This is a genomic window from Calothrix rhizosoleniae SC01 (assembly GCF_900185595.1).
GTDB classification, from domain to species: Bacteria; Cyanobacteriota; Cyanobacteriia; order Cyanobacteriales; family Nostocaceae; genus Calothrix_A; species Calothrix_A rhizosoleniae.
In genome coordinates this window covers 1-23,576 of record NZ_FYBH01000287.1, presented here as the reverse complement: position 1 = coordinate 23,576, position 23,576 = coordinate 1, and the positions used below count along the sequence as shown (strand labels likewise).

Sequence of the window (23,576 nt, the reverse complement as noted above, 5' to 3'; positions counted from 1 at the left end):
CTTATCTCAATGTAGGCAGCAAAGTAAGTAAAGAATATTGGATAAGGTAAACCAATTGCAGCCACGACATTACTCGAAAAACCTGGAATATCTGCCAGCTTATCTAAACCATTGTGAATCATTAATAGACCTGCTAAAATTCGCACTGTCAACCAAGTGATTTGAAATAGCAGATTATTAGTAAGATTAGATTGTAAAACGACTGAAAATAGAGATTTTTGAGTCTGAGTGCTAGTCATGTTTCTAATTAATCGATTACATTAGATGGAATTACCTGACCTGTAGCCTTCGGAGCGCAAGAAAGCAGTAATCGGAAATTAATATGCACATTACTGCTTATAATAGAGGGTTATATTGGAAAAAGCAGGAGAATTAGCTTGTATCTGTCCTTAATAATTGGCAAATTTTAGACTAATACAGGCTTTTTTTCCATTTTTTGGGTATATGTACCTTTACTAGCAGCACTATTTAACTTTGCTCTTTGTAGCAAAAGTTTTTGAGCTTTAGCAACGTTAGCAGAATTACCCCCCCAATGTTCTAATGCGGGTTGTTGAATAGCACGAGCATAAGAGAAAGTAACGCGCCAGGGACATTGAGACTTGAATTTGGCATTCATATAGTTAAGATGTGCTGAGGATCTTTCTTGACTTTGTCCCCCGGACAAGAAAGCAATTCCTGGTACAGCAGGAGGTACTGTATTTAGTAAACAGCGAATTGTTTCTGTAGCGACTTGTTCTACACTTGCTTGGGTAGAGCACCCTGTACCAGAAATCACCATACTGGGTTTAAGAATCATTTGGTCATAGGCAACATTCTGTACATATAGATGACGAAAGACTTCATGCAAAGTTTTTTCTGTCACTTCGTAACAACGTTCAATAGTATGTTTGCCATCAATTAATACTTCAGGTTCGACAATTGGTACTAAACCACCTTCTTGACATAAAGCAGCATAGCGAGCCAAACCATAAGCGTTAGCCTCAATACAAGCATCACTGGGAGTGGCTTCTCCAATAGTGATCACCGCCCGCCATTTAGCAAAACGCGCACCCATTTGATAGTATTCAGCAATGCGATCGCGCAAACCATCTAAACCTTCTGTAATTTTTTCATCTTTGTGTCCAGCTAAATTTTTAGCTCCTGTATCTAGCTTGATCCCAGGGATCATGCCAGCCTTTTGCATCACTTTGACGAAAGATACACCACTTTTCGTAGATTGACGAATAGTTTCGTCATATAAAATCGCCCCACTGATATAGTCGCTGAGATTAGGACAAGTTAAAATTAATTCGCGATAAGTACGACGATTTTTGACTGTTGTTGCAATATCTTGTTGCTCAAATCTTTTATTACAAGTTCCGTTACTTTCATCCATCGCTAAAATACCTTTTCCTTCTGCCATCATCGCTTTAGCAGTGCTTATTAGCTCTGGGGCATACTTACTCATTATCCATATTTCCTTAAAACTGACTAAAAAAAATCATATATCTATTGATAAATTATTGCAATAAATATAAAATAAATTTACTTTGGTATTACGCCCAATGGTGTCAAAGAGTTAGTTTTTAGGAGTTGTATGCAGTGAATGCCTTTGAGCAATTCAAAAGTTTAGCAATGATTAGTAAGATAGAAGCCATAGTATATTCGTTTAGAGCCAAATTTCCCGACTGCTTTGCCGATTTAAAACCTTGGGCAAAAAACGATACAACTAAACAGTTTACCGATCCCAACTCAATTGATATTGGCTTTCATTTTCCCAATGCTAATTTTGACTGTCGTTGTCGTAGCATCTTGATGCAAGTGAGAATTCATCGAGACTTTGAACAACAAGATTATAAAGCTGTGGGAATCCAACTTTCAGGTTATGAAGCCTATCGAGAGCAATGGCAATTCTCTACTATTGGACATTGGGAATTTTCAGGGATCTCTAATCCGACATCAGAGGCTCAAGAACTATTGAAACAAGTTTGTTGTCAAATTATACAATTGTTTGATAATTCTCAAAGTGCTTATCGCCAATAATGAATCAATTATTTGCAGTTTACTTTAAAATTTTGGTTATTCAGTAGGTATTATGCTTAACTATTAATTAAACTTCATAACTTAGGTTTAAAACCAAGGCTTACATGACTTAAATTTAGACTTTCCTTGTGACACTTGTGTAAGTCCTATTACTAATGCCATTACTAATTCAAAGTCTGAATGAAATCATCATCACCGTATTCTAATTCGCTATTTATTAGCAATTATGGCAAAGCAATTCCCTATAGCAGCAATGAAATCAAGCAAAAGCATGGAAAGAATAACTATGGTTTTAAAAACCTCAAAGTTAGACCAAAATTGATTGATGCTGTTCCCGAATTGTCGTCAGATAATGCTCTAAAGACATTAGTGCGATCGCTTAATTCACCTGATACAAATTTTTTTAGTATTGGGTGTTTCAGTGGCAAAATTCACGAACAAGAAGGATATGTATATAGAGGATATATTGAGTTTTCTTTTAATTGTAGGATGTGTGTACAAGATGCAAGAAATTACTTTTCATTATATTTTCACTTTGAACAGTTTTTACGCCAGCATAATTTTGACGAGAAAGTAAAACTCCAGTGGATGCTAGAAGAAGCTCAGTTTTTAGATGTAGATATTGATGGGTTTTCTTGCGCCATTTTTATTTTTACAACTCACTGTTCATCTATCGACGAAGCTTATTACTCCTGGCAAAAGTCCTTGGAAATACTAGAGTCGTTTTTCCTCTCCGTTCAAGTTCGATCGCATACATTAATTTATGAGAATTGTTAATCAACGTCAAGTAGTTAATTTAATAAATCTATAACTATGAAACCTTGTTACAGATATGAATGGCACAAAGATAAGCCGAAAGTCTTTATTAGTAAGGGTATTCTTGAGCGGAAGAGCAGGGGAGCTTTTGTGTGGAGTGCAAGAAAATTTATTGAGAAACTTATGCAATATTTTATTTAGTTCCTTAACTGCTTAGACCTCTGCTTCCTTCTCCTCTGTTATTTAAAAATCCTTGCTATGAATAGCATTGAGCTTCAATAATACCATTTGTTACAGATATTTGTTGCAAGTAGAACAGATGCAGATGTATCCTTAGGTTAGTTTAATAATTGACAGGAATTAGCATTTTGGATATATACGAGTTTGATGTTGTTATTGTTGGAGGCGGTCCAGCAGGGTGTAGTTGTGCCCTATATACATCAAGAGCAAATCATAAGACTGTTATCTTGGACAAAAATCCTGCTGTAGGTGCTTTGGCTATTACCCACAAAATTGCCAATTACCCTGGAGTCTCTACAGATATAAGTGGGGAAGAATTATTAAAGGAAATGCGAGATCAGGCTGTTTCTTATGGCACTACTTATCGGCGGGCTCAGGTTTATAATATTGATGTTGATGGTACTTTAAAAAAGTCTATACCCCAGAAGGTACATTTGTAGGTAAAGCATTAGTTCTTGCTACTGGTGCAATGGGTCGTCCTCCATCTTTTCAGGGGGAATCCGATTATTTGGGTCGTGGAGTCAGTTATTGTGCTACTTGCGACGGTGCATTTTATAAAGAGCGAGAAGTGGCTGTTGTGGGTACTAATCAAGAAGCAATAGAAGAAGCCCATTTTCTTACCAAATTTGCCTCTACTGTTAACTGGATCACTTTTAAGAACCCCAAACCAGAAGACGAACACGCCCAAGACTTACTTAATAGACCTAATGTCAAGCATTGGCAAAGCACTCGTCTGTTGTCTGTTGAAGGAAATGAGATGGGGGTAACAGGGGTGAAGTTGAAGCACAAAGATATAGAAGAACCTATCTTTCTGGACTTGGAAGGAGTGTTTATATATCAGAATGGCTCTAAACCTATTACCGATTTTATCGGCAATCTCATAGAGTATAAAGCTGATGGTGGTGTTCAAGTGGACGAAACTATGGCTAGCAGTATCGAAGGAGTCTGGGCTATCGGGGATATACGTAACACACCCTATAAACAAGCAGTTGTAGCTGCTGGTGATGGCTGTATTGCAGCGATGTCTATTGATCGCTTTCTTAATAATCGTAGGTCAATTAAAACTGACTGGGATCATTCATAAAGCCTCTCTAAATCTAAGATGTAGTATTGACTGCTCCCCTGCCTGAAGGCGAGGGGATTCTAAAAAGATGCTACGTGACGGGTTAAAACCGCGTCCTGTAGCTTCTGATTAGCTGTCATCCAGATATAAATATCACTCGTAGGGAGGTGAACCTGCGCGTCTACACTCAACTGAAAACCGCTATATTAGGATTAATCCTCAAATATTCTGGTAATAATATCCATGGGAAACGGAACTGGAATCCGTCAGAAGGAACTTTGTAACCTCTTGGGGCTTGATTATAAAGCCGTTGCTGTATCAGCCAAACAGCTTGGTCTCAGTACCCATGCTTACCTACAACAAGAGACTGGCTGGATTCTCAGAGACGAACTCTACTATCCACCTAATACTGAGGTAATAGATTAAGTGGCTCAACCTCCTCGAAACGAAACGAAATCCTCAGGTCAACGTCGGCGATGGATTGATATTTTGGGGTTGTTTGGTCTGGGAATTGTCATTGTGGGAGCGATCGCATTAGTCAAGCAAGTGGGAATTGAGCAAATCCGTACCAATGTCCATGAATTAGGAATTTGGGCACCTTTTGCCTTGTTGTTGCTGCGATCGGTAAGCATTGTGATTCCGGCAATTCCCAGTACGGCTTACTCAGTTTTGGCAGGTGCTTTATTTGGCTTTTGGCATGGAATCATGGTCATAGCGATCGCTGATTTTGCTGCTTGCTCTGGGAATTTTTACATTGCCAAACGTTACGGTAGAGGAATCGTACAGCGACTAGTGGGTCAACGATTTATGGGTAAAGTTGATTCCCTTGCTTCTAACTATTTAGAGAATAACCCTTTCCTAGTCGCTGGATTTTTAATGACCGGATTATTCGATTTTGTCTGTTATGCCGTTGGGCTAACTCAAATGCAATGGGGTAAGTTTATCCCGGCTTTGATTCTAGGCATCTTAATTTCCACACCTCCTATTGTTGCTTTGGGTGCAGGCATCTTTTCCCAAGGAAAATTACTCCTTGGCTTTGCCCTATTAGGTATGTTCGCTTTGGCTGTTCTAGCGGCATGGTTGAATCGCAAACATAATAAAAATGGAGGAAAGCCATCATGACAACAATCGCAAACCATTCTCCTGTACCGAATTCACAACAGTGGTATCGTCCTACGGTTTCCCCAGAACACGGAGTTTATGTGATGCTCATAGTTTCATTCCTTACAGGGGCTGCTACTGCACAGCAGTGGAGGTGAGAGACAACCCTAGCACTTATCTGCGCTTTTTGTGGCTTTCAGGCAGAGCATCCACTGGTTTGGCAAATTTGCTGCCAGTCCACTTGCCTGGGTAATTATGGGTAAGGCGATCGCTTATTTTAAAGATTAAAATAACTGGAATGACGGAAAACCATAAAGCATAGATGCCTTATATTCAGACTCCTTTCTCTCAAGCTATTTTTAAGATGTTTGAAAATTTGGATTCTTACCTTGAGAAGAATTACCATAATCTCGCCAGCGAAGCTGTTAAGGTTTATCTTTTTGGCGGATGTGCAATACATTTGCATATCGGGACTAGGGCTAGTAACGACGTAGATGCCGATTTACAGCTAATTCAAAGGCTAAACTCTGTAGATATTTTACAATATGGTATTAAAGCTGTATCTTTTGATGACGAAGAGGGTGACTATTGTACGTTAGATTTTGATGGCAATTTTAACCCGACTATTGCTCCTATTCACCCAGAATACAAGGAAAGATCCTCACTAATACATGCAACTAAATCAAAGCTAGTTTCTCTTTATTTAGTTTCTGCTGTAGATATAGCAGTTTCCAAACTGGGGCGATTTGTATATATTGACCAAGAAGATATTATTAACTTGTTTCAAAACAAAATGTTTACTATAGAAGACTTTATAGAGACTGCGGAAGAAGCAAAAAAATATTGTGGTGTAGCTACGGATAAGCTAGAATTTAATATAAAGACGGCTATAGTTCTTCTGAAAGAGGAAGCGCAATGAGTTTAAATACACAATTTAGAAAAGCTGTTAGCTCTCCTTTGTATCATCTTTCAGTGGAGGACTTAAAGCCAATTGCCTTAGCGTTCTGGCATGAATGTTATACTCCAGAACTTAGCGATCTAGATTTAGAACAACTAAGAAAAGCTGGTTACTTGATAGATCGCTTTAGAGGCTACAACTGCATTCCTAAAGCTCAAAAACGGGAACTTGCAATCTTGGTAAAGGAAGTTGAGCAAAGTCTACCCGAAGTAATGGAAGTTGTTGATAATGTAGACAACTTAGAACCTTTAGCCCAGAAATGGAACCTGAACGAAGATATTTCTCATGTAATGTCACCTTTACTTGAATATCAGACTCGCCACTACGTCCATGCCCATGCATAATCCATTCAGTGATTAGAGTGAAGCCGATCCAATGGGATCGGTTTTCTATTAACCACTAAATTAAAATTAATACTAACTCCTAGACAAGCTCTAACCTCATAGCAAGTTAAGAAAATTTTCAATTTATGTGCAAACCGACACGAAAGTCGTAATTGATTTGACCCATCAGTTACAAATTTGTATCGACTCATTTCAATAAGCGCAGACCATTTAAAGTTACTAATAAGGTAGAACCTTCATGACCAATTACTCCCAAGGGTAAATTAATACTACCAACTAAATTAGCCAGCAACAGCAAGCAGATAAACGAGAGAGCAAAAGTGATATTTTGTTTGATAATGCGATTAGCGCGACGACCAAGTTGAATTGCCTGGGACAATTTGGCTAAGTTATCTGACATTAAAATAATATCTGCACTCTCTAAAGCGACATCCGTACCAGTAACTCCCATTGCTACTCCCACGGTAGCAGCAGCTAAAGCCGGAGCATCATTGATCCCATCTCCCACCATTGCCACATTTTGATACTTCTGCTGTAAGTTTCTGATGACTGCTAGTTTGTCTTCTGGTAATAATTGGGCATGAACCCCATCGAGATTCAGAATTTGAGCTACGCTTTGGGCAGTACGTTGATTGTCTCCTGTGAGCATAGCTGTTGCTTCGATTCCCTGTTTTTTTAAGCTAGCGATCGCAGTAGCTGCTTCTGATTTTACGGTATCGGCAACGGCAATAATTCCGACAATTTCTTCAGCTAAACTTACCCAGACAACGGTTTTACCTGCTGTTTCTAGGATATTACTAACTTCCTTCAATTCAGGAGAGCAGATATTTGTGGTAGATTTGCCAACTGTAACCCTTGCTCCTGCCACTTCTCCCACAATACCTTGACCCGTTTTGGCTTGTATATGAGTCGCGCTTTGCCATGATAAATTGGCTTTCTGTGCTGCTTGGATAATAGCTTCGCCGATGGGGTGTTCTGAACCAGATTCGATGGCAGCTGCTAATTCTAACACCTGATCAACCGAGTGTTGAGCTGCGGGAATAATATTTACTACCTCTAATTGTCCCATGGTGAGAGTACCCGTTTTATCAAAAGCGATCGCTCTTACCCGACCAATTTTCTCTAACTGTGCCCCATTTTTAAATAAAATTCCCTTTCGCGCCCCACAAGCAATACCCGATAACAGAGTCGGCATAATTGATGCCATCAAAGCACAAGGAGAAGCCACCACCAAAAAAATTAGCATCCGATAAATAGTGGTTTCCCAGTTCCAACCCAAGATAAAAGGAGGTAAAGTTGCCAAAATTAGAGCCAAGAAGACAATTACTTTGGCATAGCCTCTTTCAAAACGTTCTACAAATTGCTGTGAAGGAGGGGCTTGGGTTTGGGCTTGTTCCACCAGACGAATTACCCTTTGAATCAAACTACTTTCTGGGGGTTGATGAACCTGAAGTTGTAATACGCCATTGCCATTGAGAGTACCAGCAAAAACCTCGTCGCCGATAGTTTTATCCACAGGAATGGATTCTCCAGTAATCGGAGCTTGATTCACCGTAGTTGCTCCTTCTAAAATAATTCCATCGGTGGGAATCATTTCTCCAGGTTTGACTAAAACTACATCTCCCACTTGTAATTGCGTGATGAGAATATTTTGCTCTTCACCATTGTGGATGACTCTAGCAGTATCAGGAGTAACTGCCATCAAAGAACGAATATTACGCTCAGTACGCTGCATGGCAAAACTTTCTAAAGCACCGCTAATGGCAAAAATGAGAATTAAGACTGCCCCATCGATAATTAAATGGTATTCCCGTCGCCATAAGCCCAAGCTAGCTGCCCCTAAAGCTGCCACAATCATTAGTAAATCAACATCTAGTTCTTTTTCCTGCCACAGGGTAGTAAGTCCCTCTTTGGTGCTTTCATAACCGCCAATCACATAAGCTGCGCTCAAAATCAATATGGCAAAACCAATCCAGTTAAAATGAAGGCAAACCCAGCCAAGGATAACTAAAATGCCACAGATAGCTGCTGCGTAGGCATCAGCATATTTTTGTAAAATTTCATTAGGGGTAAATTGAGCCATCGCTAGAATGAATCTGAGAACACACTCAGGCTACACTTTGACATTGGTGTTAAGGTCAACTATGGCGAATCAATACTTAACAATCAAACAGGTTACGGAAAAAATAGGCGATGGTCTGACTCCGCGCATGGTACGCTACTACCACCAGACTGGACTGTTGCCAGAAGCCAAGCGATCGCCAAGTAACTATCGCCTGTACACTGAAAGTCATGTGCAACAACTGCGAAAAATAGTCGCTCTCAAACAAGAAGGGTTTCAAATAGAACAAATCCGCAAATTGCTAACAACTGAAACCTTGCCAACAGCAACCGATATTCTAATTCCTCAACTCCAGCAGCAATATCGCAGGGTTATGGAACAAATTGCTCAATTGCGACAAACTGCATCTGCTCTAGAAGGGTTATTAGGAAGAGATACCCTGTGTGCAACCATGAGAGCAGAAGCGATCGCACAACTCAAACTTTTAGAAATCGAAAACTTTTGGGACACCCTTGATACAGCTACCCCCGCTCACCCCGAAGCTTTTGCAGAATCCTTAAAGCTTTTGTTACCCGACTTATCAAATCGCCCGGAAATTGAAGTAGATTTAATTTCCCAACTTGTATTAGCTTGTGGAGATGTGAGCTTAGTTAATTTTATCCAAGTTAGTCCAGGAGCAATTGCTGCTGCTAGAGTTGCCCTCCAATCTGGCTGTCAAATTGTCGGCGATGTTCCGGCTATTGTAGCGGCTTGCGATCGCCCCCGTCTCGCCCATCTCAGCTGCCAAATCACAACTTTAATTGATAATCCTCATCTTACCAATGCAGCAGAAGCAGAACAAGAGTCTTGGCGTTCCACCTCTTGGCACAAAGATTTACAGCAGCTAACTTCTGGCTGTATTTTGGTTGTTGGCTATGTTCCTTCGGTATTAATCTCCATCTGTCGAGCGATCGAAGACGATTTGCTACATCCCGCCCTAATTATTGGTATGCCCATTGGCTTTAGTCATGCACCAGCAGCTAAACGTTTACTTATGCGTTCTGGTGTTCCCTTTATTACTATAGTTGGTTCTCTTGGTGGGGGTTTATTGGCAGCAACAGCCCTCAATGCCTTAGCCCAATCTTTAATTGACAAACCCGACTGTCACTGTTATTTGAGTGTAAAGAACAGCAAATAGAATTAAACTTTCCGCCACCCGTTTGAGATTAGAGACTGCAAACTCCTTATCAGGTTCTATTGCTTGTGCTTCGTCTTTCACGGCTGACAAATATCGGAGTGACTTTTCTTTTATGGAGATGTAGCCAATATATTTAACTTACATCCTGATTGGGCAATTGAAATTCTCTCTCCCAATCAAAGCCAAACCAAAGTGATTCGTAATATTCTTCATTGTATTAATAACGGCACCGAGATGGGTTGGCTTTTGGATGCTGAGGAATCCTGCATATTTGTTTATGATGCGGATAAGTCTGTGCAGGTATTTGAAAAGCTAGATATGGTGTTACCAGTGCCAGAATTTGCCCAGAAGGTTCGGCTGACTGTAGGTGAGATATTTAATTGGTTGAAGGTGTAGGAGAGTTCTACAAGGAAAAAACCTATATTTCAGAGATAATTTATAAAGTCAAACTTAAATTGTGCAATCAGTTACACGCTACTTGAATATATCCCAGGTAGTGTTATCTTACGGCGAATGATTGCAAGCTTAAACCCTTCCATGGCCGTAATCCATCCTACTTAATATTTACTACTTAATAGTGTCAAAACACAATCATTTTCTAGTTTACTGGGGCGCAGTTTTTGGCTGCATAGCTACATTTATCGGTTTTATCGTGCTTGCGGGATTTGTGCCGCCTTCCTCTCCAAATAATTCCATAGCTGATGTTATCAGTTTGTATCAAAACAACTTGTTTGGTATTCGCGCTGGCATGGTAGTGATGCTGCTTGGAGTCTCTTTCACCCTACCATTTGTTTCACTCATCAGCTCACACATGCATCGCATAGAAGGGGCAAATCCGATTTTGGCACCCACTCAACTGATTGCCGGTACTGTAGCATTACTAGCTCTATTTATACCACCAATTATCTGGTCAATTGCTGCATTTCGGTTAGATAGAGATCCCCAAATTACCATGATGCTCCATGATGCTGGTTGGATATTCCTTGTCTTCCCGGCTGCTCCTGCAATTGTCCAGAATCTATCTATTGGTTTGGCAATCCTCAGTGATAGAGGTTCTCCACCCATATTTCCCCGGTGGGTTGGCTTTCTCAATTTTTGGGCTGCTTTCCTATTTATCCCCAGTGGCTTAATCACCTATTTCAAAACCGGAGCCTTTGCTTGGAATGGAATTTTGGCTTTCTGGGTTCCTTTCGGAGCGTTCAGTATTTGGCTAATGATTTTGTTCTTGTTTATGTATAAGTCCATTATAGCTATGCCAGATGATCCACCTATAAGGGACTTCCAAATCAAAAAATAATCAATCGCTTGAAATGCAGGGGAGCAGGGAACAGGGAGCAGGGAGTAGGGAGCAAGCAGGGGGAGAATTAAATTATCTCTAGCCAGGATTTAGAGAAATGTTATAAGCCACTGCTTTGGGTAGGTTAAGCGCGTTGTAGTAAGTGGCGCGACACGACCCCAAAGGGAGGAGAGAGGGTAAAGCAAGTAGTTCAAGTCCAGAATATTGGGTAATTTATTTTTTGGTGTTCTCTGATACTCAAGAATACTGGATTCCTGATAAATAAAGACCAATAGTTACTGTTGCAACTACAAATACCCAAGTTTCAAATATTGCTCTGAGTAGGAAAGGTGCTGTGGAGATTTCCATAAAATGCATGATTACCAAACGCACTTTGAAGAAAGCCACTAGCAGTAGTCCTACACTGACATATTTATCAACATTAAGACTGTCAGAGGTATAATTATCTACTATCCACCAAGAAAATATAGTCAGAAGTACTAAAGACAGATAAATCAAAGTGGCTTTTGTATTGATAGGTAATATCATGACTTAATTATTTCACCAAATAAAGTAGAGGGAAAAACACAATCCAAAGTAAATCAACCATGTGCCAATAAGCAGCACCACTTTCAAAGGTTTGAATGTCTTTAATCGTCAAGGAATCTTGTTTAGTTTTGAGCAAAAGAAACATCAAAACAGACAAACCAATGATGACGTGCAAAAAATGAATCCCTGTGAATATGTAGTAGTACATATAAAAATCATTGGTCATCATGGTAATGCCATGTTGGATTTTTTCCCTGTATTCTAAAATTTTCACCAGAGCAAAGCCTACTCCGCACAGCAACCCCGAAGCAAAAAATAGTCGCGCCATAATGGTCTTGTTTTTTCTGACTTCATGCAGAGCTAGCACAACAAACCAGGAACTAGTAAGTAGCAAGAGTGTATTAATAGCAGCATAGTTTTGATTAAGAGTACTTTGTGATTGTTTATACAACTGAATATCTAAAGAGCGATAATAGGCAAATACAGCAAAAAACAAGGCAAATACAACCATATCCCCGAGGATAAAAACCCATACCCCTTCTTCTCCTGGTAGACGTTCAGCTTTTTTTGGGTTCTCGGAGTTAAGCCCAGGAGAATTATTCATTGGATTGGAAAATTTTGGGTAGGTCATATTTAGGGTGCAATGCTAAATGAGGTTATATACTTCTGCGTATAGATATCCATTACTGTTGTAGGACTTTTCACTCAAATATTTTGTTCACGATGTGACAACCTAAGGTAAATGTTTTGTTAGACAAAATGTTAAGGTAATTTCTGAAAATAATTTTACACTGAAGCTCCCCTTTGACCGAAACAGAAAAGGATACAAGCCCCCAAATTTATTTGTGGAAAAATTAGAAATAATTGTGCTGCGATGCATAAGCACTCTTTCTCAATAATTCCTTTCTTGATGCAGTCGCTCATGAGGGAGACCCCCTTTCTGCACGCTGCTCTCTACATTCATGTATGGGGTTTCTACCCTGCTAAGAGCTACCTGCTCCCCTGCCTCTTCCTGACTTTTACATTAGGCTGGGACTTATAGTCCTAGGTGGGTGTGATCGAAAGTCCATCAATTTATCATATTTTATGGGACAGACCACTAGATTGATTGACTAATTTTTTCAAAAAAGAAAGATTTATTAATTATATGGGTGCGGCATTCAGTTGTTATAACCCTCAAACCTTTGTCTGCTAGAGCTAAAAGGTTTATGTAGTACATATACTGCAGGGAAAGTGACAGGAGATGAATAATGCCACAAAAAAGCTAAATCCTTTTTATTACGAGTGTTACCGCATAAAAATAGGATTTAGCTGGTTTTCGGTATGAGGTATCATCACAAGTTAGTGAATTATTTATTAGTGTATCACCATTTTATTGCTAGTATTTTGCATTTATATATTTATGCTGACCATCGTTCAATCTTAAAATAGCCCTCTAAGCCTAGATAGAAAAGAGTTTGAGGGTCAATTATATATGTGGTTACAAAAATTAATTTAAAATTAATGCAATATATTTTCATTAATTCTGATACTATATCAAAGGAGTTAATTAAGATAAATACTCAGTAATCTTCATGATTTTTTTAATTATTGCCAAATCTTCTCATAAATTCAAGTCATGAATCACATGACTATTCAATTAATCAATTCTTTTAGTAGTCGGGTAATGCAAGGTTAATAGTACCTATTGACTTTTAGACACTTACGTTATTTTTGTATAGCCTTTCTCTCTGGGTGAAAGCAATGTAATTATTCTCACTTACCCATAGACAAATAAAGAATTGAGTTGATTGAACAATAATAGTTTGTTTTTCTCATTTTCAGGAGCCAGAATGTCAAAAAAAATAGGTTTATTTTACGGTAGTACCACAGGAAAAACTGAAGCTGTTGCAGAAATGATTCGGGATGCATTAGGTGATGATGTAGTCACCTTATATGAAATATCTCAAGTAGAGTCTGCTGATTTTGATGAGTATGAATGCGTGATTATTGGCTGTCCTACATGGGATATTGGCGAACTACAGAGCGATTGGGATGGTTTTTACCAAGATGAACTAGAGGGTATTGATTTTAATAGTAAAAAAGTTGCCTATTTTGGCACTGGAGATCAAATTGGTTACAACGATAACTTTCAAGATGCTATGGGCATTTTAGAAGAAGCAATTTCTGGTAAAGGAGGTAAAACAGTTGGTTATACATCAACTGATGGATATGATTTTGATAATTCTAAAGGTGTGAAAAATGGCAAATTTGTAGGGCTAGCAATTGATGAGGATAATCAATCTGATCTCACAGATCAGCGAGTAAAAGATTGGGCTACTCAATTAAAAACTGAGTTTGGTTTATAAGTAGTTAAATATTAGGGGACAGGGAGGGAAGAGGTATTTATGATTAATTCATTTGATGTTTTATGGTTGACTGCTAGTCCAAGTTTGAAGTATTTTGACCAACCACTACTGAAGTTTTTGTCTAAATCTTTGCAGGTAGCTCAATGGGAGTACCATCCAGCACCAGATGAAGCTAGCTCTATTGATAAAGCTGTGTGCCTCATTGATGAGTTTTTGCAATCCTATTCTCGCCCAGTTCATTTGGCTGGTCATAGTACAGGGGGTGCGATCGCATTAATGTTTGCCCGTCGTTTTCCTCAAAAAATCAAATCCCTGACTTTATTAAGTGTAGGCTCCCAACCTGCAATCAATTGGCAAGCACATTATTATGTGCAAAGGCAAATGTTTTTTCTTAGCCGCGAAAGAATTTTGGCAAACAATGGACGTAGTTTGTTCGGCTATCAACCGCCTCATAAGATGAAAAAGTTAGTGGCTACTCTAGATAGAGATTTACAGGAATCCCCTTGCTCCCATTCTCCTTTCAAAATCACTTCTTTACCAAAGGGTGGAGTTTATATGCCTTTAATGGTATGTGGTTGCAAAACCGACCCAGTTATTAGTCCATCATTATTACATGATTGGTCTAATTGGTTTAAGCCAGAAGATAGACTTTGGGAATGTCCTCGAGGATTACATTTCTTTCACTATTTTTATCCCCAAAATGTCGGTCAGCAAATGTTGAACTTTTGGCAAAGCTTAAATCTGCCATCCGTACCAGAGAAGCAAAGTCAATCCCTAGAAATACCCATAAGTGAACATAACTCTCAAGCATTCGCGTAGCCATTACTTCTGGGAGTGTCCCATCAACATCAGCCAAAATGTAACGAAATATTAATTTAGAATTAGTACAGTTAATTTAACGTGCATACTTGATCTTAATGCTAGTATTTCTCATTATTTTCTATGGATTAATGAAAAAAATGGCTGGATAATAGTATTTATTACCTAATTTACAGGAGGGCTAATATGTTGTAAGTTATAGATAAGAGAAGCTTTTCATCAATTAGTTGCAATATTCGCACTAAATCTCATTCACTTAAACTCTTCAATACTTATTGATAAAGATTACAAATGAGTATTTTCTGGAAACCTCTATTCCCAGTACTGGGTTGGTCAGTAGACGAAAAAGAATCAGGATCGCCTTTACTGGCAGGTAATGCTCGATTTATGAATATGTCAGGAAAGCTTTTAGGAGCTCATGTTGCTCATGCTGGACTGATTATGTTGTGGGCAGGGGGAATGACTCTATTTGAGTGTTCCCGATTGAATCTAGATTTGTCCCTATGGGATCAGAATTTAATTCTGTTGCCCCATTTAGCCACCCTCGGATTAGGTATTGGTGAGGGTGGACAAATCATTGATACCTATCCCTATTATTTGATCGGGATGTTACATTTAATCGCTTCTGCTGTATTAGGGGCTGGAGGGATTTATCATGCTGTCTTAGGGCCAGACACCTTAGATGAGAAGGGGTTTGGCTACCAATGGCAAGATGGCAATAAGATGACTACTATTCTCGGTATTCATCTGGTCATGTTGGGTCTTGGAGCACTGTTGCTGGTGATAAAAGCAACATCTTGGGGTGGATTATATGACCCCTTGGTGGACAAAGTACGATTGATTCAGCCTAATTTAAATCCAGTGCGAATTTTTGGCTATTTATTTGGTTTTAGCCCTACAGGTTGGACGATTACCGGCATGGCGAGTGTAAATAACCTAGAGGATATTGTTGGTGGTCATTTGTGGGTGAGTATTCTCTGCATTGGCGGGGGTGTTTTTCACATTGTTTCTCGACCATTGAATTGGGCAAAACGGGCTTTGGTATGGTCGGGGGAAGCCTATTTATCCTACAGTTTGGGTGCTTTAGCATTAGCTGGTTTTAGTGTTGCTTGTTTTGTTTCCGTTAATGAAATAGCCTATCCCAGCGTATTGTATGGGCCAGTGGGTGATACTGCTCCTTCGGTGAGGACGGCATTAGCTAGCGTTCATGCTGGGTTAGGATTTTTAGCATTAGTTGGACATCTTTGGCACGCTTATAGAGCAAAAGCAGCGGTAAAAGGAGTGAAATATAATACCTTCTTTGACCTTATGGCTAAAGAAACAACACTCTTGGTACCGACAAATCTGAACAGTTGAATAAGGAGAACATTTTACTATGACAGAAAGTGAAACAATGCCCCCAGAAGAGACTCCGTCAACAGAAGACGCACAAACTGAAGTTGTAACGGAAACTACGCAAAACGAAATTATAACAGAAGTTCCACAAAAAGCGATTGCCATAAAAGCAAAAGCAGAAATTCCTTGGCGAGCTGGCAATGCAAGACTAGTTAACCTATCTGGGAAGTTATTAGGTGCCCATGTTGCCCATGCTGGTTTAATAGTGCTTTGGGCAGGAGCTATTACCTTATTTGAAATAACACAGTTAGATCCTTCACGCTCTATGTATGAGCAAGGATTAATTGTTTTACCCAATCTGGCTCGGCTTGGGGTTGGAATAGGAGAAGGTGGTGCGGTGGTTGATACTTATCCCTATTTTGTGATTGGGGTAATACATTTAATTAGTTCTGCATTCCTGGGAGCCGGGGGAATGTTCCACGCCCTTAAAGGTCCCAAAACTTTGGAAGATGAGTTTTCCTTCTTTGGTTATCAGTGGAATGATACCAATAAGATGACAACTATTCTAGGGATTCACCTAATATTACTGGGTTTCGGTGCATTTTTACTGGTTGCCAAAGCCATGTTTTACGGTGGATTGTACGATCCGGCTATTCATAATGTGCGAGCGATCGCTAATCCAACTTTAAATCCAGGGAAAATCTTTGGTTATTTCTTGGGTACAGAAGGTAAGTTTTGGCTTGCTGGTGTGGATAACCTAGAGGATGTAGTAGGAGGTCATATTTGGATTGGTGCAATTTGTATTGTAGGTGGCATTTGGCATATGCGTAGCACACCTCTTGCTTGGGCAAAGAACCTATTTGTCTGGTCTGGTGAGGCTTATTTATCCTACAGTATTGGTGCTGTGAGTTTAATGGCATTTGTAGCCACATTATTTGTGGCAGTTAATACTACAGTCTTCCCCACAGAATTTTTTGGACCAGCGTTATCCTTGACATTTGATCGCTTTCCAGTTTTTACCAGTGCTGATGGTGCCTTAACTTCCCGAGTCTGGTTAGCCAATGCTCACTTTTGGTTAGGCTTCTTCTTCTTACAAGGACATTTGTTTCATGCACTGCGGGCAGCAGGTTATAGCTTTGTTGAAGGTCGAGTAATTACGTCTACAAGGGGACAGGTAAGTTAATACCATTTTGGATTTTGGATTTTAGATTGTGAAAGAACTGCTGTATAAGCCTTTCAGACATCTATCTGCCACAATCATTATTGATCAACAGGTGGTTTAATTTTTAAGCTGGTTAACTATGACAACTACACAAGAAAATCCCTTAAAATCCCTTGGTTTTTCAACTGATGCAATGGTTGAAACCAACTATGTCAAGGATTCAATGGATCCTTATTCTTGGTGGGCTGGTAATTTTCGCTTCCTGGATTTATCTGGTAAATTACTAGGGGCACACGTCGCCCACGCAGGATTAATTGTACTGTGGGCAGGGGCAATGACCCTATTTGAAGTATCAAGATTAGATCCATCTATACCGATGTCCGAACAGGGGTTAATTTTATTGCCCCATTTAGCTACATTGGGTATTGGTATTGGAGACGGAGGACAGGTTATTGATACTTATCCCTATTTTCTAATTGGGATGTTGCACCTAATCAGTTCCGCATTTTTAGGGGCTGGTGGTATTTATCACTCCACCCTTGGACCAAGTAAATTAGATGAAAAAGGCTTTGGCTATCGTTGGGATGACGGCAATAAAATGACCTCCATTCTGGGGATTCATCTGGTACTTTTGGGAATAGGAGCATTATTGCTGGTCGCAAAAGCAGTATCTTTCGGTGGATTGTACGATCCGGTAACAGAGCAGGTCAGGTTAATTAATAACCCCACCCTTAACCCACTTACCATTTTTGGGTATCTAGTAGGTGTTACTCCCGATGGGTGGACATTGAAAGGAATGGCGGCTGTAAATAACCTAGAAACTGTAGTGGGTGGTCATCTTTGGGTTGGTGCAACCTGTATTTTAGGTGGTATCTGGCATATCTTAACTGAACCAAAAAAATGGGCAAAGGGATTATTTGTTTGGTCTGGTGAGGCTTACTTATCCTATAGTCAGGCGGCTCTTGCTTATATGGGATTTTTCGCTGCTTACTTTGTCTGGGCAAATGATACCGTCTATGCTTCAGTATTTTATGGACCTGCGGAAACCTTAACTGTTGATGGGGAAATTACATCCCGCACATGGTTAATGCTGTTTCATATTATTGTTGCCAGTTTATTGTTAGCAGGACACTTTTGGCACGCATTGAGAGCAAGAGCGATCGCATCTGGATTTGTGTTCAGTAAGATGAAATTCAATCCTGATGCAGCTTTTGGGGATATGCAGTTTAACAATGCATCAATTGTTGAAGGTATTGTCCAACCTTTTGAGAGTAATCCCCAGTCAGGTAACTTAGCTACACCCCTGAATACTGACGGTGTTCCCCGGACTTGGATTAACAATCTGCCAATTTATCGGGATGGATTATCTCCCATTACCAGAGGGTTAGAAATAGGTATGGCTCATGGCTATTTCATATTAGGACCATTTTTAGAGCTTGGTCCCTTGAGAAATAGCGATATCGCTCTTTTTGCTGGATTTGGTAGTGCATCTGGTTTGGTTGTGATTTTAAGTTTAGGTTTGTTTATCTATGGAGCATCAGTATTTCAAGAAAGAACTAAACCTGTAGGCGTTTTACCTGACAATATACAAACCTACAAAGATTGGAGCTTTTTTACCTCTGGCTTTTTAATTGGTGGTATTGGAGGTGTAATTTTTGCTTGTTTCATTCTGTTAGAAATTGGACGAGCAACCCTTTAGGAGAAGAGTGAAGGAGAGAAAGAAGGAAAGAGAAAAAATACCTAATTTACATTAGATATTTTCATAACTGTAGACGCATAGCGTCTACACTCCATCACTCCATCACTCCATCACTCCATCACTCCATCACTCCATCACTCCATCACTCCATCACTCCATCACTCCACCACTCCCTCCTCTTGCATTTGAAAATTGGAGATTTATCGATGTCAATTCCTTTAATGAGTTATACACTTTCCAGCCAAAATCAGCGCGTGAATGGATATGAAATATCAAGTGAAGAACAACCACGGATTTACAGCACAGATAATTTACCCAATGGTTCTGACATTGATGAAATAATTTGGGCTTGCTACCGACAAATATTTAACGAGCAACAAATCATTAGCTACCACCGACAAATTCCCTTAGAATCTCAACTGCGCTCAGGTCAAATTACAGTACAGGAATTCATTCGAGGCTTAGTTTTGGCTGACTCATTCCGACGGCTAAACTACGAATCTAATAATAATTACCGATTTGTGGAAATGTGCATTCAGCGCCTTATCGGTCGGAATGTTTATAATAATCAAGAAAAACTAGCTTGGTCAATTGTTATTGCGACTAAGGGTTTACAGGGATTTATTGATGAATTATTGAATAGTGATGAGTATATCAATAATTTTGGATATAATACCGTTCCCTATCAAAGACGAAGAATATTACCACAGAGAGAACAAGGGGAAGCGCCATTTGCTCGTATGATTCGCCACGATAGTTACCACATCAATATTGGTACGCAAATATTCAACCTTGTCAAAGATAATAGTGCTGCTGTTTACCGTAGAGTATTATTGTTTGTACCTACAGTTTCTGTTGCTGCATTGATTGCCACAATAGCTATGATAGCTTTACCCAAATAATAGTTGATGAGGCTTACTGATTCTATACTTGTATCAATTTCAGCAAGCCTCTATACCCTAATTACAATATTGTTTTTTTGGATATCCTAAGTTCCATACAACAGTAGTAAATGTGTTTACTATTGTTAATTTATCGTATCCTAATATACTTAACGAAGAAATTGTTACTTTTTGTAAATATTGGTTTTAATTAAGAAATATTTTTAATAAGGTAGGTGTGTGAAGCTCAATTAACAAATATGCAGATCCAATAGTTCCAAAGTTGATCATACCTAATTCCCTGTTGTCAGAAATGCTTACCAAAACAATATCTTGTTTTTTAAACCAATAGCATTACTCGCAAAATATAGGTTTATGGGTGAAACAATAGGACTAAAAGTATTTCAGGTAATTGAGTATAAGTCTCAATAAATTCTAGCCAGAACAATAATGCAAACATACGGCTCTTCCAGTATCAAATATGATTGGTGGGCAGGTAACGCCCGCTTTGCTAATCTCTCCGGCTTGTTTATCGGCGCTCATGTCGCCCAAGCTGCCCTCATTACTCTATGGGCGGGAGCATTTACACTGTTTGAACTATCCAAATTCAACCTCGATGTGCCTATGGGCGAACAGGGATTGATTTTACTACCCCATCTAGCTACATTAGGCCTTGGTGTGGGTGATGGAGGGCAAATAATCGATACTTACCCCTATTTTGTAATTGGGGTTGTACATCTAATTTCCTCCGCCGTTTTAGGTGCAGGTGGTTTATTCCATACTTTTAAAGGTCCAAAAGACTTGCAAGAGGCTACAGGAAGGGCTCGCAAGTTCCATTTTGCCTGGGATGACCCCGATAAACTCGGTTTCATTTTAGGACACCATCTGCTGTTTTTAGGTGCAGGTGCATTATTACTAGCAGGTAAAGCCATGTATTGGGGAGGGCTTTATGATGCAGCGAGTCATACTGTCCGAGTTGTGACTAATCCTACTCTTAATCCTTTTGTTATCTATGGCTATCAGACTCATTTTGCTAGTGTTGATAATCTAGAGGATTTAGTTGGAGGTCATATTTTTGTTGGCTTTACCCTCTTATTCGGTGGATTTTGGCATATCACAACAGGTCCTTTACCTTGGGCAAAGAAACTGTTGATTTTCTCTGGTGAAGCAATCCTTTCCTATTCCTTGGGTGGTATTGCCTTAGCAGGTTTCGTAGCTACTTATTTCTGTGCAGTTAACACTTTAGCTTATCCTGTAGAATTCTTTGGTCCAGCCTTAGAAGTTAAGTTTGGGGTTTGTCCTTATTTTGCTGATACAGTACAGCTACCGAATGGTGCTCATACAGCCAGAGCTTGGTTAGCTAATTCCCATTTCTTCTTATCTTTCTTTTTGCTCCAAGGACATTTATGGCACGCCTTACGAGCTATTGGTGTAGATTTCAAGCAAGTTGAGAAATCAATAGACGCTATGGCTAGGGAGTCTTGAAGAGAGAAGTTAGGTTTTAGGGGATAGGTGATAGGGGAACAAGGGAGACAAGGAGACAAGGGAGAAATACCACACTCCCTCACTCCCCACACTCCCCACACTTCCCAAACTCCTTTCCTCCTCCACCGTCTAAGTGGTTGGTTTTTGCATTAAGAACTTAGACACTCGACAAATCATTTGAACAAGGGTAATAAATTGTGGCAGTTTCTACTGATAAAACCTTTGCAGCAGACACAAATTCATCGTGGTTAATTGGTAATGCCCGTTTAACTGACTTATCGGGTCAACTATTGGGCGCTCATGTTGCCCACGCAGGTTTAATTATGTTTTGGGCTGGTTCTTCCACTATCTTGGAAGTTACTCGATTTGTTCCAGGGGTACCGATGTATGAACAGGGATTAACTTTATTACCTCATTTAGCAAGTTTGGGCTGGGGTGTTGGTGCTGGGGGTGAAATAGTTGATATTTATCCTTATTTTGTCATTGGAATGCTGCATTTAGTGGCATCTGCTGTTTTGGGTGCGGGTGGATTATTTCATGTGTTTCGCTCCCCTGCAATTTTACGTGATGCCAATGGGAGAGCGACTAAATTTCACTATGAATGGAATGACCCCAAAAAGTTAGGTTTTATTTTGGGGCATCACTTAATCATTCTGGGTTTGGGAGCATTTTTGTTAGTACTTAAAGCCATGTTTTTCGGCGGAATTTATGATACTAATTTGGGAGATGTTCGCCTAATAAATAATCCTACTCTCGATCCACAGATCATTTTTAGTTATTTAGTAGGGATGAAGGATGGGGTTTGGAATCCTTTGGGAATGGCAAGTGTGGATAACTTAGAAGATGTGATTGGTGGTCATATTTGGGTTGGGTTGATTTTAATTACTGGGGGTGCATGGCATATTGTTTTTAAACCTTTTGGTTGGATTAGGGGACTTTTTCCTATTCAACATGGAGAAGAAATTCTTTCCTATAGCTTACTTGGTTTAGCTTGGATGGCTTTTCTTTCTACAGCTTTTGTCGGTTGTAACAACACTGTTTTCCCCACAGAATTTTATGGAACTGAACGTCTAGCTTTGGCAAATGCACAATTTTTTCTGGGAATATTAGCGTTCTTAGGTTTTGTTTGGCATGGTTGGCATTACCGTCAAGTTAAGACTTAATTCAATTTTGCTCAACATCAGCTAATTAGCTGATTCTGCCTGCGGTTAATAATTAAAATTAATTGGCTGTGGGCATTTTTCTGTAATATTAATTGGATCAGAAGAATGCTAATGACAATATTTTTAGCTTGCCTTGCTTGGACACTGATGATTTTATTCTGTTGCAGTATTTGGCATACTTTTAAAGTTGGAATGCAACACTTAAGGAGAATACATCAAATTCCCTGCGCTGGTTGTGACTACTTCACTAACGATTATCGACTCAAATGTACCGTTAATCCTGTAAAAGCTTGTTCTGAAGATGCCATTGGCTGTATGGATTTTGAGCCAAAAACAGCTAATTGTAATGCTTGTCAACAGGGACGACGAAAGCTATTTTAAATTTATGGCAGCGATCGCTACAGTTTTCCCATAGATTATCTTAATAATTTTGTATCATGATTTATCTTAGGAAAGCCAGAAATCTACTAGGTTAGGGAATTTACAATTGATTATTTCTGGTGTAATGTGATTATTATTCTCAATAAGCTGGTTAATTTTTATAGAGACCAAGATGCAAAAGATTCTACAAAGTAGCTCTGGTTCCCTGGTTGGTTTGGCTGCCTTAGTTGCGATCGCAATTACCACTGGATGTAGGCAAATAACAAAAGATGCTGCAGGTAAAGCTATTGCTCAAACTGCATCCACTAAGGAAATGACCAAGGGAGAATTGGCAAATGCTAATTTTAAGGATAAACTTGCTGGTAAAGCCCTTCTGAATGCCTTAAAGCAAGGGGGTCATGTGATTTACATTCGCCACACCACAACAGAAAGAGATTATGCAGATCAAGTGAAGGCGGATGTCAATAATTGTTCGACCCAACGGGTACTGAGTGAAAAGGGATGGAAAGAAGCCAAAGCCATTGGCAAAGCATTTCGCAAATATTCTATTCCCGTTGGTCAGGTAATTTCTAGTCAGTATTGTCGTGCTTGGAAAACAGCAGACTTAGCTTTTGGCAAATATGAGAAAAATGGTGACCTGAATTTCCCTAAAGCAGAAGACTATACCCCGCAACAAGTGGCTCAGATGAAAGCTTTGGTAAATCCTATGTTGATTGCTGTACCCCCAAAAAGGAAAAATACGGTGATCGTTGGTC

At 39.5% G+C, this 23,576-nt stretch carries 26 protein-coding genes and 1 pseudogene; 22 read left to right on the top strand and 5 right to left on the bottom strand.

Annotated features, from left to right (window positions below):
- Both CALSC_RS17080 and CALSC_RS17075 read right to left on the bottom strand, forming a co-directional pair.
- Nucleotides 1–239, bottom strand: a 239-nt coding sequence (locus CALSC_RS17080) for a DoxX family protein (protein ID WP_143288287.1), incomplete at its 3' end; no start/stop codon positions are given.
- 167 nt (nucleotides 240–406) lie between these two features.
- Nucleotides 407–1,447 (bottom strand): class I fructose-bisphosphate aldolase, encoded by a 1,041-nt coding sequence (locus CALSC_RS17075; protein WP_088242505.1) that lies wholly within the window; start codon nucleotides 1,445–1,447, stop codon nucleotides 407–409.
- Nucleotides 1,448–1,614: 167 nt separating this feature from the next.
- Between CALSC_RS17075 and CALSC_RS17070 the strand changes: the two genes are divergently transcribed.
- The 9 genes from CALSC_RS17070 to CALSC_RS17035 all read left to right on the top strand — a co-directional run bounded on the left by CALSC_RS17070 (nucleotide 1,615) and on the right by CALSC_RS17035 (nucleotide 6,484).
- Complete coding sequence (locus CALSC_RS17070; RefSeq protein ID WP_159460641.1) at nucleotides 1,615–2,022, top strand: hypothetical protein; 408 nt, start codon at nucleotides 1,615–1,617, stop codon at nucleotides 2,020–2,022.
- A gap of 180 nt (nucleotides 2,023–2,202) precedes the next feature.
- Nucleotides 2,203–2,799 carry a hypothetical protein gene (locus CALSC_RS17065; protein WP_088242503.1) on the top strand — a complete coding sequence of 199 codons (597 nt, stop codon included), beginning with the start codon at nucleotides 2,203–2,205 and terminating at the stop codon, nucleotides 2,797–2,799.
- A gap of 347 nt (nucleotides 2,800–3,146) precedes the next feature.
- Nucleotides 3,147–3,458 carry an NAD(P)/FAD-dependent oxidoreductase gene (locus tag CALSC_RS27890; protein ID WP_200817663.1) on the top strand — a complete coding sequence of 104 codons (312 nt, stop codon included), beginning with the start codon at nucleotides 3,147–3,149 and terminating at the stop codon, nucleotides 3,456–3,458.
- 29 nt (nucleotides 3,459–3,487) lie between these two features.
- A complete protein-coding gene (locus tag CALSC_RS27885) occupies nucleotides 3,488–4,102 on the top strand; it encodes an NAD(P)/FAD-dependent oxidoreductase (protein WP_268807220.1) in 615 nt (204 codons plus the stop codon).
- A 222-nt stretch (nucleotides 4,103–4,324) separates the two neighbouring features.
- Entirely contained in the window at nucleotides 4,325–4,507 is a 183-nt protein-coding gene (locus CALSC_RS17055) for a hypothetical protein (protein WP_088242502.1), read from the top strand.
- On the top strand, nucleotides 4,508–5,203 hold the full coding sequence (locus tag CALSC_RS17050) for a TVP38/TMEM64 family protein (protein ID WP_088242501.1): 696 nt from the start codon (nucleotides 4,508–4,510) through the stop codon (nucleotides 5,201–5,203).
- Entirely contained in the window at nucleotides 5,200–5,340 is a 141-nt protein-coding gene (locus CALSC_RS17045; RefSeq protein WP_235006825.1) for a YwiC-like family protein, read from the top strand. Before CALSC_RS17050 ends, CALSC_RS17045 begins: the two co-directional genes overlap by 4 nt.
- 164 nt (nucleotides 5,341–5,504) lie before the next feature.
- A complete protein-coding gene (locus CALSC_RS17040; RefSeq protein WP_088242500.1) occupies nucleotides 5,505–6,101 on the top strand; it encodes a DUF6036 family nucleotidyltransferase in 597 nt (198 codons plus the stop codon).
- Nucleotides 6,098–6,484, top strand: a complete 387-nt coding sequence (locus CALSC_RS17035; protein ID WP_088242499.1) for a hypothetical protein — start codon at nucleotides 6,098–6,100, stop codon at nucleotides 6,482–6,484. Before CALSC_RS17040 ends, CALSC_RS17035 begins: the two co-directional genes overlap by 4 nt.
- Nucleotides 6,485–6,671: 187 nt before the next feature.
- Here the strand turns inward: CALSC_RS17035 and CALSC_RS17030 are convergent, their stop codons facing one another.
- A complete protein-coding gene (locus CALSC_RS17030) occupies nucleotides 6,672–8,567 on the bottom strand; it encodes a heavy metal translocating P-type ATPase (RefSeq protein WP_088242498.1) in 1,896 nt (631 codons plus the stop codon).
- A 61-nt stretch (nucleotides 8,568–8,628) separates the two neighbouring features.
- Here CALSC_RS17030 and CALSC_RS17025 point away from each other — a divergent pair, with 61 nt between their 5' ends.
- From CALSC_RS17025 to CALSC_RS17015, 3 genes are all read left to right on the top strand, one after another.
- Nucleotides 8,629–9,723, top strand: a complete 1,095-nt coding sequence (locus CALSC_RS17025) for a precorrin-8X methylmutase (RefSeq protein ID WP_088242497.1) — start codon at nucleotides 8,629–8,631, stop codon at nucleotides 9,721–9,723.
- A gap of 129 nt (nucleotides 9,724–9,852) precedes the next feature.
- Nucleotides 9,853–10,119, top strand: coding sequence for a Uma2 family endonuclease (locus tag CALSC_RS17020; protein WP_088242496.1), 267 nt, complete (start codon nucleotides 9,853–9,855; stop codon nucleotides 10,117–10,119).
- Nucleotides 10,120–10,300: 181 nt separating this feature from the next.
- Nucleotides 10,301–11,020: a hypothetical protein gene (locus CALSC_RS17015; protein ID WP_143288286.1), complete on the top strand. Its 720-nt coding sequence runs from the start codon at nucleotides 10,301–10,303 to the stop codon at nucleotides 11,018–11,020.
- A 237-nt stretch (nucleotides 11,021–11,257) separates the two neighbouring features.
- Here CALSC_RS17015 and CALSC_RS17010 read toward each other — a convergent pair whose 3' ends face one another.
- A complete protein-coding gene (locus CALSC_RS17010) occupies nucleotides 11,258–11,548 on the bottom strand; it encodes a cytochrome C oxidase subunit IV family protein (protein WP_088242494.1) in 291 nt (96 codons plus the stop codon).
- A gap of 7 nt (nucleotides 11,549–11,555) precedes the next feature.
- Nucleotides 11,556–12,152 carry a cytochrome c oxidase subunit 3 family protein gene (locus CALSC_RS17005; RefSeq protein ID WP_088242507.1) on the bottom strand — a complete coding sequence of 199 codons (597 nt, stop codon included), beginning with the start codon at nucleotides 12,150–12,152 and terminating at the stop codon, nucleotides 11,556–11,558.
- Between the two features lie 1,228 nt (nucleotides 12,153–13,380).
- Here CALSC_RS17005 and fldA point away from each other — a divergent pair.
- From fldA to CALSC_RS16955, 10 genes and pseudogenes are all read left to right on the top strand, one after another.
- Nucleotides 13,381–13,896 (top strand): flavodoxin FldA, encoded by a 516-nt coding sequence (gene fldA / locus CALSC_RS17000; protein ID WP_088242493.1) that lies wholly within the window; start codon nucleotides 13,381–13,383, stop codon nucleotides 13,894–13,896.
- 39 nt (nucleotides 13,897–13,935) lie between these two features.
- The gene (locus tag CALSC_RS16995; protein ID WP_088242492.1) at nucleotides 13,936–14,715 is read left to right on the top strand and encodes an alpha/beta fold hydrolase; all 780 of its coding nucleotides are present in this window, start codon (nucleotides 13,936–13,938) and stop codon (nucleotides 14,713–14,715) included.
- 291 nt (nucleotides 14,716–15,006) lie between these two features.
- Nucleotides 15,007–16,005 (top strand): annotated as a pseudogene (locus CALSC_RS16990) (chlorophyll a/b binding light-harvesting protein); the annotation flags it as partial.
- A 202-nt stretch (nucleotides 16,006–16,207) separates the two neighbouring features.
- Nucleotides 16,208–17,233, top strand: coding sequence for a chlorophyll a/b binding light-harvesting protein (locus CALSC_RS16985; protein WP_088242506.1), 1,026 nt, complete (start codon nucleotides 16,208–16,210; stop codon nucleotides 17,231–17,233).
- A 172-nt stretch (nucleotides 17,234–17,405) separates the two neighbouring features.
- The gene (locus CALSC_RS16980) at nucleotides 17,406–18,911 is read left to right on the top strand and encodes a chlorophyll a/b binding light-harvesting protein (RefSeq protein ID WP_200817664.1); all 1,506 of its coding nucleotides are present in this window, start codon (nucleotides 17,406–17,408) and stop codon (nucleotides 18,909–18,911) included.
- A gap of 206 nt (nucleotides 18,912–19,117) precedes the next feature.
- The gene (locus CALSC_RS16975) at nucleotides 19,118–19,813 is read left to right on the top strand and encodes a phycobilisome rod-core linker polypeptide (RefSeq protein WP_088242489.1); all 696 of its coding nucleotides are present in this window, start codon (nucleotides 19,118–19,120) and stop codon (nucleotides 19,811–19,813) included.
- A 429-nt stretch (nucleotides 19,814–20,242) separates the two neighbouring features.
- Nucleotides 20,243–21,277 carry a chlorophyll a/b binding light-harvesting protein gene (locus tag CALSC_RS16970; RefSeq protein WP_088242488.1) on the top strand — a complete coding sequence of 345 codons (1,035 nt, stop codon included), beginning with the start codon at nucleotides 20,243–20,245 and terminating at the stop codon, nucleotides 21,275–21,277.
- Between the two features lie 197 nt (nucleotides 21,278–21,474).
- On the top strand, nucleotides 21,475–22,440 hold the full coding sequence (locus tag CALSC_RS16965; protein ID WP_088242487.1) for a chlorophyll a/b binding light-harvesting protein: 966 nt from the start codon (nucleotides 21,475–21,477) through the stop codon (nucleotides 22,438–22,440).
- A 105-nt stretch (nucleotides 22,441–22,545) separates the two neighbouring features.
- A complete protein-coding gene (locus CALSC_RS16960) occupies nucleotides 22,546–22,821 on the top strand; it encodes a hypothetical protein (protein WP_088242486.1) in 276 nt (91 codons plus the stop codon).
- 172 nt (nucleotides 22,822–22,993) lie between these two features.
- The coding region (locus CALSC_RS16955) for a histidine phosphatase family protein (protein ID WP_200817662.1) at nucleotides 22,994–23,576 on the top strand (583 nt) is incomplete at its 3' end.

What these genes read in the sequence shown, in the direction of transcription:
- CALSC_RS17055 (WP_088242502.1), top strand. Translation starts at nt 4,325, where the DNA reads ATGGGAAACGGAACTGGAATCCGTCAGAAGGAACTTTGTAACCTCTTG.
- CALSC_RS17040 (WP_088242500.1), top strand. Translation starts at nt 5,505, where the DNA reads ATGCCTTATATTCAGACTCCTTTCTCTCAAGCTATTTTTAAGATGTTT.
- CALSC_RS16980 (WP_200817664.1), top strand. Translation starts at nt 17,406, where the DNA reads ATGGTTGAAACCAACTATGTCAAGGATTCAATGGATCCTTATTCTTGG.
- CALSC_RS16970 (WP_088242488.1), top strand. Translation starts at nt 20,243, where the DNA reads ATGCAAACATACGGCTCTTCCAGTATCAAATATGATTGGTGGGCAGGT.
- CALSC_RS17035 (WP_088242499.1), top strand. Translation starts at nt 6,098, where the DNA reads ATGAGTTTAAATACACAATTTAGAAAAGCTGTTAGCTCTCCTTTGTAT.
- CALSC_RS16975 (WP_088242489.1), top strand. Translation starts at nt 19,118, where the DNA reads ATGTCAATTCCTTTAATGAGTTATACACTTTCCAGCCAAAATCAGCGC.
- fldA (WP_088242493.1), top strand. Translation starts at nt 13,381, where the DNA reads ATGTCAAAAAAAATAGGTTTATTTTACGGTAGTACCACAGGAAAAACT.
- CALSC_RS16995 (WP_088242492.1), top strand. Translation starts at nt 13,936, where the DNA reads ATGATTAATTCATTTGATGTTTTATGGTTGACTGCTAGTCCAAGTTTG.
- CALSC_RS17075 (WP_088242505.1), bottom strand. Translation starts at nt 1,447, where the DNA reads ATGAGTAAGTATGCCCCAGAGCTAATAAGCACTGCTAAAGCGATGATG.
- CALSC_RS17025 (WP_088242497.1), top strand. Translation starts at nt 8,629, where the DNA reads ATGGCGAATCAATACTTAACAATCAAACAGGTTACGGAAAAAATAGGC.
- CALSC_RS27885 (WP_268807220.1), top strand. Translation starts at nt 3,488, where the DNA reads ATGGGTCGTCCTCCATCTTTTCAGGGGGAATCCGATTATTTGGGTCGT.
- CALSC_RS17065 (WP_088242503.1), top strand. Translation starts at nt 2,203, where the DNA reads ATGAAATCATCATCACCGTATTCTAATTCGCTATTTATTAGCAATTAT.
- CALSC_RS17005 (WP_088242507.1), bottom strand. Translation starts at nt 12,152, where the DNA reads ATGAATAATTCTCCTGGGCTTAACTCCGAGAACCCAAAAAAAGCTGAA.
- CALSC_RS17010 (WP_088242494.1), bottom strand. Translation starts at nt 11,548, where the DNA reads ATGATATTACCTATCAATACAAAAGCCACTTTGATTTATCTGTCTTTA.
- CALSC_RS17045 (WP_235006825.1), top strand. Translation starts at nt 5,200, where the DNA reads ATGACAACAATCGCAAACCATTCTCCTGTACCGAATTCACAACAGTGG.
- CALSC_RS17030 (WP_088242498.1), bottom strand. Translation starts at nt 8,567, where the DNA reads ATGGCTCAATTTACCCCTAATGAAATTTTACAAAAATATGCTGATGCC.
- CALSC_RS17070 (WP_159460641.1), top strand. Translation starts at nt 1,615, where the DNA reads ATGATTAGTAAGATAGAAGCCATAGTATATTCGTTTAGAGCCAAATTT.
- CALSC_RS16960 (WP_088242486.1), top strand. Translation starts at nt 22,546, where the DNA reads ATGCTAATGACAATATTTTTAGCTTGCCTTGCTTGGACACTGATGATT.